This window comes from Ruminococcus sp., assembly GCF_019417665.1.
GTDB lineage: Bacteria > Bacillota > Clostridia > Oscillospirales > Ruminococcaceae > Ruminococcus_C.
The window spans coordinates 1-14,534 of the sequence record NZ_DXUU01000056.1 but is presented as its reverse complement, the minus strand read 5'-3'; the positions used below and the strand labels follow the sequence as shown (position 1 = coordinate 14,534).

The following is a 14,534-nucleotide window of genomic DNA, read 5'->3' as shown; positions in this document are numbered from 1 at the left end:
TGAGCTTTGATGCGTATGATTTTTAGTTCATATATCATCGTGTCGGTACACTAGGGCGTTCAGAATTTCAATGGCTGCCACGATCAGCGTGGGCAGATTCTCCACGATCACGTTGACAATGGCAAGAATGATCTGGGGCACATATTCCATCAGTGCCACTAATCCCTCTGACAAGCCGTTGATCAGCGTGGTGATGAGCTGCACTGCAATGGGCAGCAGATTCGGCAATGCCTGTTCGATCGCTGTAATAATGCCGTTTAAGAGTGTCTGTCCTGCCTCCAGCAATGCACCGGCATTTTCTGCAATGCCCTGGACGATGCTGTTTAAGATCTCTGTTCCAGCACTGAGAATGCCAGGCAGGTTTTTCTGGATACCGGAAAGAAATTCGCCCAGTATCTTTTTACCAGCTTCCACCATGCCACTGGATCTGCTGCCAATGGAGTCGATCACACTGTTGATGCTTTCAAATAGCCCGTCAAAGATCCCAGCAGCATCTCCGCCGTTCATCACATTGATGATACCGGAAATGGCATCTGCTGCTCCGGCAGACAGCGTGGACTTCATATCCAGAGAGAAACCGCTGACAGTCCGTTTCAGTCCCTCTACCGCACTGCCGATGTCGTCATATTTGACCTCGTTGATCTGTCCCAGTGCATCATACGTCACACCGGACGCATCTTCCATGTTTGCCAGCATGGGCAACAGATTTGCCTGTAAGTCCTCAAACTGCGTGCCGAATAGATCAATTGCGGCTTGGTTTTTAGCAACTGGATCAGCAATGCTGTCCAACGCTTGGACAGTCTGAAAAAATGCCTCCTGTGCCGTATCGCCGCCGGCAGCAAACCGCTGTGCCATGTCGTCTGCATTCATGCCGATCATGGCGAATCCCTCTGCGGTGGACTCGCTGCCGTCCTTGCAGCGGATATTGAATTCCTTGACCGCATCGCCCACCTTGTCGATGGAGAACGCTCCGGATTCTGCACCGGAGATCAGACTCTGGGTGAACTGCTCTGCGGAAAGTCCCAGTGCCGCATACTGTGTGGAATACTCATTGAGGGTGTCCAGCAGATCGCCGTTCTGATCTGCACCATTCTGTGCTCCCACGGCAATGAGATTGTACGCCTCCTCGGCACTGATGCCGAAGTTGTTCATGAGTGCCGAAGCGGCACGGGTGCTTTCGTTCACCTCATAGCCGAACGTGTCACTCAGTGCCATAGCACCCTCTGTGGCAGACTGCAATTCTTCGCCCATCAGTCCGGTCTGCTTCGTGACTTCTGCCACGGCATTTGCGGCATCTTCGTAGGAATCCCCGAAGTTGTTGCCATAAACGTCCTTGACCACATCACGTAGCCCTTCCAGCTCCGCACCGGTCGCTCCGGTAGAGGCGGACATCTGATTGATCGCCTTGTTGAATTCATCACCGGAAGAAATCATATCGCCAAATGCAGACAGAGCTTTCTTGCCCAGATCGGACAGCAGATTGCCCATTGCCACAGATGCCGCAGAGATCGTGCCTTTCATGCCTTCGACCTTTTGGTCAAAGCCTGTTTTCAAGAAATCTGATCAGATTAAGGAGATCGCATCCATTATCGAAAATGGCATGGATTTGATGACCGAATTTGACGAGGTTCTATTTGAAAGTCTGGTTGAGAAAATTATTGTGAAAGACCAAATTACGCTGGAATTTCACTTATATGGCGGTCTGAAATTTATAGAAAGGCTGGTGTAAATTTATGAAGAAAAACCGAACAATCCCGTTCGGTTACATGATGCGAAACGGTGAGATTCAGCCAGAGCCAACGGAAAGTAAAGCTGTGCAGGACATATTTCAGGCTTACTTAAATGGTAGTTCCCTACTTGCCATTGCAAATTGGATGAGCAGTCAAGAAATTTCCTACAATGGCATTAACACAATGTGGAACAAAAACATGATAAAGCGGATTCTCGAAAATGAAAAATATCTCGGCACGAACGGATATCCGGTAATTATCGATGAAGGAACTTACTGTACAGCCAATGCGCAAAAGAAAATGAAAAGTGATAGATTCACAGAAATTTCAGAAGAATTAAAAGCGATCCGCAGTCTGACTTATTGTACGGAATGCGGTCACAGACTCTCCCGAATCGGCGGCAATACACGCTCTGAAAAATGGGACTGCCGCAATCCAGAATGTGCACGATTCAGCCACAGAATTACTGATCAAATGTTGATTGGCGTGATTTTAAACACGCTGAATACGGTAATCGCAAACCCCGATTTAATTGACGCTAATTCGGAAATCAGCAGTTATACGCCGAGTATTGAGGTAACCCGTCAGCAGAATGAAATTAACCGCCTAATGGACAATCTTGATATTGATTTTGAAATTGCGAAAGAAGAAATATGCAAGCTTGCAGAGCTGAAATATGACTGCTGCACCTACAGCGATAAACCTAGGAAAACCACGCAGTTGCGAGTAGTTCTTGCAAATTATGAACAACTGAATACACTTGATATTGGCTTATTGAAATCCTGCATTTTACGAATTTCAGTAAGCCATTTTTGTATCGTTGAAATTGAGTTTATTAACGGTGTCACTATCAAAAATATCATAGAGAGGAAGATACAAAATGATCACAGCGCCCAACGTCAGGATAATTCCTGCAAAGCCGCAGACTGCGGAAAACAGAGGTAAATACCATCAGCTTAGAGTGGCGGCATACTGCCGTGTCAGCACCGAACAGGAGGAACAGCAAAACAGTTATCAGGTGCAAATCGCATACTATACGGATTTGATCAACCGAAAAAAGGAATGGACACTGGCTGGCATATTCGCCGACGAAGGAATTTCCGGGACTCAAGCAAAGAAAAGACCAGAATTTCTGAAAATGATCCGGCTGTGCAAGAAACAAAAAATCGACCTTGTCATCACAAAATCTATCAGCCGTTTCGCCAGAAATACCGTGGATTGCCTGGAATATGTGCGTCAATTAAAAGACCTTGGAATCGGTGTAATCTTCGAAAAAGAGAACATCAACACGCTGACGATGACAAGCGAATTTATGATTGCACTGTATGGCTCATTCGCTCAGGCTGAGAGTGAATCCATCAGCAAAAATGTCAGCTGGGGCAAGCAGAAAGCTTATGCAGAGGGCAAGGTTGCGTTCCAGTATTCAAAGCTTCTGGGCTACCAAAAAGGAGCAGACGGCAAACCGGAAATTGTGCCTGATGAAGCGGAAACGGTGCGTTTGATATACGAATTATTTCTGGACGGACTTAGTTTCACAAGAATAAAAACTACCCTTGAATCTAAGGGAGAACTGACTGCCATGGGCAATAAAATCTGGAGCGAATCCAATATCAAAAGCATTTTGAAAAATGAAAAATATGTGGGCGATGCACTTTTACAAAAGACCTTTACTGCTGACTGCATTACCAAAAAGGTTGTGAAAAACAATGGCGAACGCCCTATGTATCTGGTGACAAATCATCATGCACCGATTATCGACAGGGACACGTTTAATCGTGTACAACAAGAACTTGCAAGGCGTTCCAGTAAGCGTAAAATATCTGATAAGACAACAACTGAACAAGGCAAATACTCCAGCAAATATGCGCTTTCCGAACTTTTGATATGTGGCAACTGCGGTACGCCATATCGGCGATGTACGTGGACGGCTGGCGGGAAAAAGCAGATTGTCTGGCGGTGCATCAGCCGTTTGGAGCATGGGAAAAAGTATTGTTCGGAATCGCCGACCATTCACGAGCACAAACTGCACAGAGCAATTTTGCAAGCGGTGAACGAATATCTCGGCTGTGGGGATGAGATCGCAAAAATTCTGAAAGCGAACATTGGCTCGGTTCTGGAGTGCAAAAATCAACAGGAAATTCTGTATCTGGAACAGCGGCTGAAAGAACTGGATAGTGCACGAAATGATCTGATACTGCTGATTACTGGCGGTGGCTGTGATGAGGACAAGCTGGACTGCGAGTTTGCAAAAATTCATGCAGAAGAACAAGAGATAAATGAGAAGCTTTCGGAACTCCGAAAGAATGCAGATATTTCAGCGGATACGCAGAATAAAATTGATTCTGCTATGGAATTGCTGACACAGGAACAATTTCAAGTCGATGTGTTCGACAATGTGATTGTTCGTAAACTGATTGACTGCGTCAAAGTGCTGTCGAAAGAGGAATTGCTGATCATTTTCAAAGGCGGTGTGGAAGTAAAAGCGAAAATGGAAAAATAACGAAATATCAAGAAAAATCGGCTTGCATTGCAGGTCTTTTTTTATGGGAGATGAGAATTTGTCAGGGAATTTTGACGGAATTAAAACGCAGAAATTTGGTGTGGAAATCGAGTGTACAGGTCTGACAAGAGCGGCAGCTGCAAAGGCGATTGGCAGGATATTTGACAGCGTGCCGGAGCACTTTGGCGGCAGTTACGACAAGTATCATATTTGTGACAGCGAGGATAGAAAATGGGCAGTCGTTTATGATTCCAGCATTCGGCGTGTAGACAGAAATGGCGGCAATGCGTCAAGAGAGTATGCGGTGGAAATCGTCACACCGGTGCTAGAATATAGCGATATTCCACTGTTGCAGGAAATTGTCCGGGCGGTCAGAAGAGCTGGCGGTGTAACCGGAGCACAGTACAATTGCGGTATTCACATTCATGTAGACGGTGCACCTTATACGGCGCAGAGCCTGCGAAACTTGGTGAACATTTTTGCCAGCAAGGAAAACTTCTTGTTTGATATGCTTCAGGTATCGCCTCGGCGAGAGGGCTATTGCCAAAAGGTGGACAGAGATTTTCTGGAAAAGCTGAATAAGCAAAAGCCGAAAACAATTGAGGAAATTCAGAAATTATGGTATAGGGGCGATATGAACGAAGTGCATCATCATTACAGTTCCACTCGCTATAAGGCTTGTAATTTACACAATTTTTTCGCCAATGGGCATTGGGAGATGAGAGCCTGCAACAGCTCTTTGCACGCCGGTGTGATTCGCTCTTACGTAACACTGGCGTTTGCCATTTCCAATGCAGCGCTGACGAAAAAGTTCTGTTCGCCGCACATTTCGGAGAGTGATAATTTGAGGTACAGTGCAAGAGTCTGGCTGATCAATCTAGGACTCAACGGAGAAGAGTTTAAGAGTGCGACACGTTCCTGACTGAAAAGGTCAGGCACTAATAAAAGAACGTGACAGTTTTCTTATTAGGAGAACTGATAGTCTGAGAGGTGGAATGATAGAGTAACGCCTTGAAACGCCTTCCCTGATACTCCGACTGGCATTATTGGGAAACTGATTTTGTTAGAAGCTCGGTGAAGTCGGCTGACAGATACCGTAAAACTGTGTAAACAGAAACGAAAGCTATTCAGAGGTGAACGGTGTATCCTATAGGTCGGGGGTCTATAAAATATATATGGTGAGAATGATGGGAACATCTGACAAACCTGCGAATGTACGGGTCTATAACTCTACTGCATAGAAATGTGCAGATTGCCGAAGTGCAGTGATGGTGAGGTAAAGTAAGGTTTTTTGATATGAAATACCTTGCAGTGTTACAGGCACTGCCAAGCCGTCAGGCTCATAGTATGGCACCTAAGTATATATGTAAAGATAGGATTATCGGAACGTGGCAGCCTACAGTACGCATTATTGCGGTACAGACGAAGAATAATAAGCTGTTTTGACTGTGGGCAAAGTCGTGGCATTACCGATGAAGTTTTCTGTAATGGAAAACGTAGGGACAGCCACAAGTCGATATTACAAATCGTTATAGGTATTGAAATTCATAGCTTTGAGTAAGATTTAGGAGTTATCCGAGAAAAACGAACCTGAAAGGGGGAGTTGCCTATGACAAAGTAGAAAAAACTAAGACATCTGGAATATTATGACTTGCAGGAATGCTTTGATAATTTGTATGGCAAAAGCAAACAAGGTGAAGTTTTCACAAAGCTCATGAAGATAATTTCAGGTGAGGAAAATATACGGCTTGCATACAGGAATATCAAGCGAAATTCAGGCAGTTATACAAGTGATACAGATAATCTGAATATCAAAGATATTGAGAAGTTATCTGCTGAAAAATTAGTTGAGATAATTCAGAGAAAACTAAAATTTTACAAACCTAAACCTGTCAGGCGAGTAGAAATCCCAAAGCCTAATGGTAATACCAGACCATTGGGAATACCAACAATAGTTGACCGATTGGTTCAACAGTGTGTTTTGCAGGTGCTGGAGACGATATGCGAAGCAAAATTCCATGAAAGAAGCAACGGTTTCAGACCAAACAGGTCAGCAGAAAACGCATTGGCACAATGCTATAAAATGATACAGCAACAGAATCTGCATTTTGTAGTGGATGTTGACATCAAGGGCTTTTTCGACAATGTAAATCATTCAAAGCTGATACGTCAGATGTGGGCAATGGGAATACATGATAAACAACTAATCTGCATAATCAAGCAAATGCTGAAAGCACCAATAATATTGCCAGACAGCAATATTATATATCCGACAAAAGGCACTCCGCAAGGCGGTATATTATCACCGCTTCTTGCAAATATTGTACTGAATGAGCTGGATTGGTGGATAGATTCCCAATGGGAAAATATTCCTACCCAAACACAGTACAAATGCTGAATTATGAAAAATGGAACGGTTGATAAAAGCAATGTGGTAAAAGTTTTAAGAAAAACGAAGCTAAAAGAAATGTACATTTTTAGATATGCAGACGATTTTAAAAATTTCTGCCGTAAGCGCAGTGACGCTGATAAAATTTTTATTGCTGTTAAGAAATGGCTGAAAGAACATCTTAAACTTGAAATCAGCGAGGAAAAATCTAAAGTTGTAAATCTCAAAAAGCATTACTCTGAATTTTTAGGATTTAAGCTGAAAGCGGTTCGGAAAGGAGGAAAATTTGTAGTCAGGTCGCATATGTCAGATAAAGCCGTAAAGCGTGAAACTGAAAAGCTGAAAGAACAAATTAAAGTAATGGAACATTGTAAAAACAACAAAGAAGAAGCATTGAAAATCAGACAATACAACAAATTGGTTATTGGCATTCATAATTATTACAGATATGCAACGGCAGTTAATTCTGATTGTATGGCAATTCAGTTTCAAATCAGCAGGGTAATATATAATCGTCTGAAAAGACAGATTAAAAGACATGGTACGGTTACCAGTAAATATATTGCAGAACACTACGGTAAAAGTAAAATGTTGCGCTTTGTATGTGAAGAACCAATATGTCCTATAGGATATGTGCAGACCAAGAACCCGATGTACAGAAAGCGAAAGATATGCAAATATACAGTAGAAGGCAGAGAAGAAATTCATAAAAGTCTGAAATTCGATGAAAGCGTTATGACAGTACTTCATATGCTTGCAAAAGAATTTATCCCAAACAGAAGTGTTGAATATATGGATAACAGGGTTTCGCTCTACGCCGCTCAGTACGGAAAATGTACCGTTACTGGCAGAATACTTTGGATTGATGAAATCCATTGTCATCATAAAAAGCCAACAAGTCAGGGCGGTACGGACGAATACAACAACCTTGTTATTGTTCATAAAGACGTTCATATGCTGATTCATGCTGTAAAATCTGAAACCATTCAAACATATCTTGACAAAGTTAAACCTAATAAATCTCAGCTTGAAAAAATAAATAAATTCCGGATTTTAGCAGGTAATCCTGCAATTTAATGTTTAAAACTTTGAAATCAATACCAATCTGACAAATTTGTAATACCGATGGGGCGCCGTGTGCGGTGAAAGTCGCATGCACGGTGCTAAGCGGGGGAAAAGGCGGAGATTACTTCAAAACCTTACCTATCGCAATACTGCCGCAAGCATCTGATTTCTCATTTGGACGGCTGTATTTCATGGCGGCATCCGGAGGATGCGATTGCACAACGGGAACGGCTGAAACAAGAGCGTATCGCCACTCGTGAGCAGCGTGTCAGTGAGGTTCGGGAACAATACGAAAATGTACCCGATGAACCGGAATAAGCCGTTACAAGCAATTTTGAAGAAGAATACGAAGAAGAGGAAAGCATGGGCTTTTCCATGTCAATGTAAAGGGGTATTTTTATGGGTAAAAAAATTTTATATGCTGCATATGGCAGCAATATCAATCTGGAGCAGATGGCATATCGCTGTCCGAATTCTACGGTTGCTGGAACTACTATGCTGAAAGGATATGAACTGCAATTCCGGCATCATGCGACTGTTGTGCCGAATGAAGAAAGTGAAGTCCCGATTTTACTTTGGGAACTGAATGCGCAGGATGAACGTTTTTTGGATAGATACGAGGGCTTTCCAAAATATTACCGCAAGGAAAGCATTTGCCTTGAGTTGAACGGAGAATCTGTTGAAGCCATGGTTTACATCATGAACGGTGACAGACCGCTGGAATCTCCGACGGCGGAGTATTATGATATCATTGAACAAGGCTACAAAGAAAATGGTTTGGATATGAGTTACCTGGAAACAGCTTTGGCAGAGGCAATTCAATCGGAGAATTTGGAAATGGATGAAGAAATGCAGATGGGATGGGAGATGTAAGTATGTTGTATCATGGATTTTATGTGAAGATATCGCCTCTGAAGAATATTCAGAGGGAGAAAAAGACGAGAGTATTGTTCGTTGTGATGGATTTCAGATTGAAATTTTTTCTGATAGATCAGAGAAAGTTCCGGTGGATGTGATTACGGCAGCGGTTGGGGTTGAGATTTTGAGCAATTCTGTGCAGGATGCAGAGCAGTTTGCGAAGGATGTTATTGATAGTGAAGAAAAGGAGTATTTGCGGCTGCTGGAAGAGTATGCGGAGGACGATTGAACAAATCATGTGAAAAACGACTGTTTGGTGCGAATCTATTGACGTGAGATTTTTCTTGTGTTATGTTAACTTTATGGCAGTGTTTGGGTTATAGAGTTTTTATAGCGGCACTGAAAATATTCAAAAATATTTCGCAATATTTAAAATTTAATGATATTTATGAAAATCATTTGTCGAATATTGTCGAATACGTTGACAATATAATGGAGATATTGTATAATTATGATAATAAATGTCAACGACAGTGGATAATTTTATATTATGCATTGAATGTATTTGTAAGTCCTTGATGCTTTAAACTGAAAATGAAATTTAATGTAAAGGAGAAATGTTATGCAGGATGAATTTAATACGAAACTGGAATCAATGTATGTAGGTGTTGATGAGTTGAGTTGTGATCTGCCTTTGTATAATGCAATAGGGAGTTCAGGAGATAAAGTGATATACGAAGGAATTGAGTACGATTCAACGATGATTAATGCATGGGAAGTGTTAACTGGCTCCAGTACAATACAAATTGGCGGACAATGCTGCAATCAGCATTGTACATCAAGCCATCCAGATGATCTCGTTGGAGCGCATGTTGTCTTATCACAGCCTACACAGGCTTTGCAGCCCGATGAGGAATTTTATATAGTTCCATTATGCAGAGGTTGTAACAGCAGCGGACCAGGAAAAAATATACAATTGAGGTGTGCGGTAAAAGCGGCTAGAATGAGTTGGATCGGAAAATGAATGGAGGTAATTCATATGAAAAATTTACAAGTAACAGAAAAGGTACAGTTATCCGTGGGATTGAAATTTACATTTATGGGAGTAGATTTGAGTTCCTATTACAAAAAGACAGCAGACGGCTATCAAATTTTTCTGGCACCTGCGAATGTTTCCAATGACGTACAGCTTACACTGAAGGAAATGATTGGTCAGTTTAACGGCATGGCAGGCGAAGGCGCTCTTTCTGAAGATGATGTTAAGAGCAAGATTGCAGAAGAGGAAGATCCTCAGGTTGTGAATGCAATTGATTTTGATTCTGTCAAGTTCTGTTTGAAGATGCTCTTCTTGAATATTGAATCGAAGAAAAATGGCGAAACGGAAGAAAAGACAGTCGAATACGCACTTTCACTGCAAATCAATGCAGAAGGTTTGATTCCAAAGGAAATCAAGATATTCCAGATCGACAGTTTAAGCTTCAATATCTGGAATACGCAACGTCAGACTGTGCTGGAAAAAATGGCATTGATCACACCGGATTCATTTTAATCTATGAAAAGGTCAGATAAAGAGGATTCCATAGAAGAAAAAACATTTTCCATGAGCGTTGGTGTTCGTGGAACGATACTGGGCTATGAAGCAGCGGCATCATACAGTGTACTGCATGGCGAAAGCTGTTTTCAAGGGAATTTGAATATCAACAATGCTGATATGACTGCAATCGTTGCATTGATCGATTCTAAGCTGTCTGATGAATTCCACACACTTCTTCCGGATTTTCTGACACATAGATCTGCTGAATTGCGTTTCAGTTATGCTTATGACCATGAGATGTTTTTTGTGGATATGCAGTCGTTCCGTATTACAGCGATTCGATTAAAAAATTCAGATGGAAGTTATTCTGGCAGCGGATTCTTATGCGAACTTTCAGAACAAGAGAGTTCAGGGTTCATTGCAGAACTTATCGCAACTGCCAAGCGTCTGATTGGCATTGATAATTTTTATCTGTATATTTCCAAAGGATTGCAGCCGGTTAATATTGGCAGACTGTTAGAACCTTTTCATAAGGCGGAAACATTGCTACCTCCTTCCAGGTTCTACGAGAAAAACAGTTTTTGTTTGTATTCTGAATATTACTTTTCACAGGAATGCAATGGGCTGCTGGATCTGTTTTTTCATGAGCTGCTTGGTATAGAAAATCTGTCCTTTTTCGCAGGAAAAGGACAACAAGGCGCTTATTTTGTACTTTCCGTCCCACAGATCTCTAATGACATTATCAGCATACAAGAATTATTTCTGGAACTGGATACTGGTAAAGCTGACACGATCTTTCAGGCCTCCGGAATGTTTCAGTTAATGGCAATTCCCGAAATGTCTTTTTGCGTTGACTGTAAATTATCTTCCAGTTCACTGATGCTGTCAGCATCTGCCATTCCGAAAGAACCAATCAATCTTTTCGGTGCATTTTACCTCGGAAACACTTCTCTTACAATTGGATATAACAAGGGGTTGACCTTTGGGATTGTTGGTGAAATTTATTTAAGAAAGTTGTATCTATTTGCGGCGATGCAGTTTTCATACAATGGAATCTTAAAACCGCAATTATTATGTTTTGCTACAAGTCGACTTTCCATATCGGATTTGATTGAAAACATCACGGGTTTTTTGATTCCAGGTATCAAAGCACTTGATATTATTTCTATCGACTACTTTGATTTTGAATGCAGAAATAAATTTCAGATGGAATGGTTTGAAAAGGCTGATTTATCGCAGATTGCAGCATTTTTTAATGATAATATTACGGCATCTCAGCTTTCGATTGATGTAAATACAATTTCTATAGGACGAATACCGCAGGATGATGGATATGCACTTGTAGATAAATATAGAATGCGTCATTATTATGTGGATGAAGACGGTGTTTTGTATCTGCGTCCACAATTTTATTATTCGGATGTGGCAGAACCTTTCACAATTGGTAACGGCATGGTTGTCAGTGCGGGAATATTCTTTTGTGCAAAAATTTGTGTGTTTCAATTGTCTTTGAAAGTTTTGTTTTCATTCCGTCAGCAGGAAGGTGCACTGGCGTTTGGCATGCTGTCGGATATTGATTTGGGAATAATCAAAATTACATCCTCTGATTTTCAACAGGAAAATCCTATCCCAATTCTGGAAAACAGCGTTCTGTCGCAATTTCTGGATACGACAGCGAAAGGCGTTGCATTTTATCTGCAAGCATCTCAAAATGATGTGTCATTTTATTTTGACGGTAAAATATCAATAGCTGGATTGACGGAAAAACAGGCACAATTGTATTATCAAAAAGGCCTGATCATTATCAATCTGGAAAGTACATTCTGGGGCATGACAACGCATCTTTCTTTGAATGTGAACTACCAGAGTTTTCAGTCGTTGAACTTTGATTTTCAGTTTTCTTTTGATACATACAAATTAGAAGAAACACTGACAAAGGTAAAAGATCGATTGAATCATGCGATCGAAGTTTGCAGAAAGAAAATTAATGACGCAACGCAATCACTGGAAGATGCAAAAACAAAGGTACGGAAATTGTACGATGAAATCTCATACCTGGATCGTCAGATAGATGCATGCAGAAATAGACTCCGCAATATGGGATGGTTCAAAAAAATATTTTATGCACCGATTATCGGATGTGAAATCGCAGGATATGAAATTGCAAAAGGAGTGCTTTATGCATCTATTTATGTTGCAGAAGCAGCACTTTCAGTGGCTCAGGCAGCAGTGCAGTTTGCCGGAATGCTTGGTGAAGGGGTACTTCAGCTTGTAAAGGGTGTCATCACATCGGTTACATCCTTGTTTTTCATTCGCAGATTAGCAGCAAGGTTATCAGCGAATCCAAGCGAATTGTATATGCAGTTAAGTATTGACTTTGTTGCGCTGGGAAAGGAATACAGTCATGAATGGTCAGTACAGAAAACGTTGATGCAGGATTCGGCGAAGGGAAGAGAGGCCATTTCTGACAACATGATGGAGAAAATAGAACCAGATGTAAAGGATCTGGAAAACGGCGTTGTATCTAATGTTTATCTAAAAGATCGCTACAGGAATTGTGTTCAGTACCATGATCAGAAGTTTGATATATCTGAAGCGGCTCATGTATTGGAGCGAAATACAGAAATGATGCATTTTGTTCAGGATGCTTATATGCAGGAATTTGGAGAATCCTTGCCTGATTTCGATGAAATGGATAATAGGCTTCTTGAAAATATCGGAGTGATAGAATCCAATATCAATATTGCAGAAAGATCTGCTTCTCTAAACGAGTTGAAAGAAACAGTAAATCAGCTTCGTGATATATCGGAAAACAGAAATAATCAAGTTTCTTATGAAGATCAATTGAAGATAGATGCTGCAAAGGATGCTGTAGAGAAGTATGAAGAGGCGGTAAAGTTATCTGATGAAATGCAAAAGCTTTTAGCGCAGATAACTGTATCAAGACGTTCTATGCAAATGCATCATTTGGAACGAATGAATCATTCTCAGCAGCAAATGCGTAACCGAGGAGTGAAGCAGGAACGTTATGAAAATAATATGTATTCATATGCAAAGATAGTAAAAGAAAAGATTGAAGCTGTGTATGGCGTGCTTTCTGATGATGGTTATATCAATCCCTGTAAGGATGAGCAGATTTGGAATACGATTGTACAGGCAGAGGATTATTTCAGAGTGAATAGTTGATTAGTTAAGCGTGTGTAATTATTTGTGTATTGCTGCGAAATTTGTCTGGATATATGATCTTTTTGAGAATTTTAGGATTATATGTTTATAAGGATGCTTTTGAGAATCGTTTGATTGCACATGTTTTTACAACTGAAGATAATTGTATATTATTTTGTGTTAACCCTTATCTTATTTCTTGGATGCTTGACTGAAAGGATTTCTTTTTGCTTTGCCATAGCAACATGGGTATAAATTTGTGTGGTTGTGATGGAACTATGCCCCAATAGCTTCTGTATGTAGCGAATGTCAACATCTTCATCAAGAAGCAAAGTGGCAAAAGAATGACGGAACATATGCGGTGTGATATGTATATCGTACCCTGTCATAGCTGTGTATTTTCGAATGATTTCACGAACTGATTGCTCAGTGAGACGATGATGCAACTTATTGACAAAGAAGAATCCACACGTCGTTATGTCCTCTTGGAATAGATTATAATAGGTTTGAAGTGCCTTTAAAACATCGGTGTTTTCAATCTGTATCATCCGTTCCTTGGAACCTTTTCCGAAAATCTTGATGGTATGATTGGTCAAGTCTACAGATGTGGGTGTCAGATTACAGATTTCAGAAACTCTGGCTCCGGTTGCAAAGAGAATTTCAAGAACTGCAATGTCACGAGTCCTGCATCGTTTTTGATAATCTGTTTCAGCTTGTGAAAATGAATTGTAAGCACAGGTAAGCAGACTGTTGATTACATTAAGAGGAATCGTTTTGGGAAGAATTGTTGGCTCCTGAAAGGAAACGTCAATTTTATTGAACGGATTGATCTCGATGATTTCTTGAATCAAAAGATAGTGGGTAAAGGCCTTTATGGAAGCAATTTTCCGTTTTACTGTCTTGGGCTTGAATCGTTCGTGAAGCATGTCGATGTATTGGCAAATCGTTTCTTTGGAAAATGTATTGTCTGTATATTCAGAGAATTGCCTAAGATCGATTCTGTAAGCTTTGATGGTTTTATCGTTCAGAGCTTTCCTGGACTTGCAATAGTTAAGAAATCGTTCTATTTGCAGGTTTAAGTTTATCATGGTAGTTACTCCTTTGTTTGGGATTGATTCTATTATATATTGTAATGCACTTTTTGTCGAATGGCGTCGATGAGTTTCTTGGAAAAATCGGCGAGAATATGTTGATTTTGAAGGAAAATGGGTGTATAATAGTATTATCAAAACTTAACGCAGGATAACTCTTTATTATCGTATGTTAGGAGATTTAAAATGGATAGAAAAATGC

12 protein-coding genes and 1 pseudogene are annotated in these 14,534 nt (G+C 40.8%); 11 read left to right on the top strand and 2 right to left on the bottom strand.

Going from position 1 to position 14,534, the window contains the following annotated elements; genetic code table 11:
- Positions 1–27 precede the first annotated feature (27 nt).
- Positions 28–1,521 (bottom strand): phage tail tape measure protein, encoded by a 1,494-nt coding sequence (locus QZ375_RS11910; protein WP_295219478.1) that lies wholly within the window; start codon positions 1,519–1,521, stop codon positions 28–30.
- Between QZ375_RS11910 and QZ375_RS11905 the strand changes: the two genes are divergently transcribed.
- The 11 genes and pseudogenes from QZ375_RS11905 to QZ375_RS11855 all read left to right on the top strand — a co-directional run bounded on the left by QZ375_RS11905 (position 1,520) and on the right by QZ375_RS11855 (position 13,262).
- The gene (locus QZ375_RS11905; RefSeq protein ID WP_295219477.1) at positions 1,520–1,729 is read left to right on the top strand and encodes a hypothetical protein; all 210 of its coding nucleotides are present in this window, start codon (positions 1,520–1,522) and stop codon (positions 1,727–1,729) included. The two genes, QZ375_RS11910 and QZ375_RS11905, sit on opposite strands and share 2 nt — an antisense overlap.
- A gap of 4 nt (positions 1,730–1,733) precedes the next feature.
- Positions 1,734–2,675, top strand: a complete 942-nt coding sequence (locus QZ375_RS11900) for a recombinase family protein (RefSeq protein WP_295219476.1) — start codon at positions 1,734–1,736, stop codon at positions 2,673–2,675.
- Positions 2,611–4,230: a recombinase family protein gene (locus tag QZ375_RS11895; protein ID WP_295219475.1), complete on the top strand. Its 1,620-nt coding sequence runs from the start codon at positions 2,611–2,613 to the stop codon at positions 4,228–4,230. Before QZ375_RS11900 ends, QZ375_RS11895 begins: the two co-directional genes overlap by 65 nt.
- 43 nt (positions 4,231–4,273) lie before the next feature.
- The gene (locus QZ375_RS11890) at positions 4,274–5,152 is read left to right on the top strand and encodes an amidoligase family protein (protein ID WP_295219474.1); all 879 of its coding nucleotides are present in this window, start codon (positions 4,274–4,276) and stop codon (positions 5,150–5,152) included.
- Positions 5,153–5,866: 714 nt separating this feature from the next.
- Positions 5,867–7,696, top strand: a pseudogene (gene ltrA / locus QZ375_RS11885) (group II intron reverse transcriptase/maturase).
- A 162-nt stretch (positions 7,697–7,858) separates the two neighbouring features.
- Entirely contained in the window at positions 7,859–8,002 is a 144-nt protein-coding gene (locus QZ375_RS11880; RefSeq protein WP_295219473.1) for a hypothetical protein, read from the top strand.
- 81 nt (positions 8,003–8,083) lie between these two features.
- Positions 8,084–8,557 carry a gamma-glutamylcyclotransferase family protein gene (locus QZ375_RS11875; RefSeq protein WP_295219472.1) on the top strand — a complete coding sequence of 158 codons (474 nt, stop codon included), beginning with the start codon at positions 8,084–8,086 and terminating at the stop codon, positions 8,555–8,557.
- The gene (locus QZ375_RS11870; protein WP_295219470.1) at positions 8,526–8,831 is read left to right on the top strand and encodes a hypothetical protein; all 306 of its coding nucleotides are present in this window, start codon (positions 8,526–8,528) and stop codon (positions 8,829–8,831) included. The genes QZ375_RS11875 and QZ375_RS11870 overlap by 32 nt, the downstream gene beginning before the upstream one ends.
- Positions 8,832–9,164: 333 nt before the next feature.
- Positions 9,165–9,566 carry a hypothetical protein gene (locus tag QZ375_RS11865; protein WP_295219468.1) on the top strand — a complete coding sequence of 134 codons (402 nt, stop codon included), beginning with the start codon at positions 9,165–9,167 and terminating at the stop codon, positions 9,564–9,566.
- 15 nt (positions 9,567–9,581) lie between these two features.
- On the top strand, positions 9,582–10,091 hold the full coding sequence (locus QZ375_RS11860) for a hypothetical protein (protein WP_040647086.1): 510 nt from the start codon (positions 9,582–9,584) through the stop codon (positions 10,089–10,091).
- A gap of 3 nt (positions 10,092–10,094) precedes the next feature.
- Positions 10,095–13,262 (top strand): hypothetical protein, encoded by a 3,168-nt coding sequence (locus QZ375_RS11855; protein WP_295219464.1) that lies wholly within the window; start codon positions 10,095–10,097, stop codon positions 13,260–13,262.
- Between the two features lie 149 nt (positions 13,263–13,411).
- Here the strand turns inward: QZ375_RS11855 and QZ375_RS11850 are convergent, their stop codons facing one another.
- Complete coding sequence (locus QZ375_RS11850) at positions 13,412–14,329, bottom strand: tyrosine-type recombinase/integrase (protein WP_295219462.1); 918 nt, start codon at positions 14,327–14,329, stop codon at positions 13,412–13,414.
- Between the last annotated feature and the right edge of the window lie 205 nt (positions 14,330–14,534).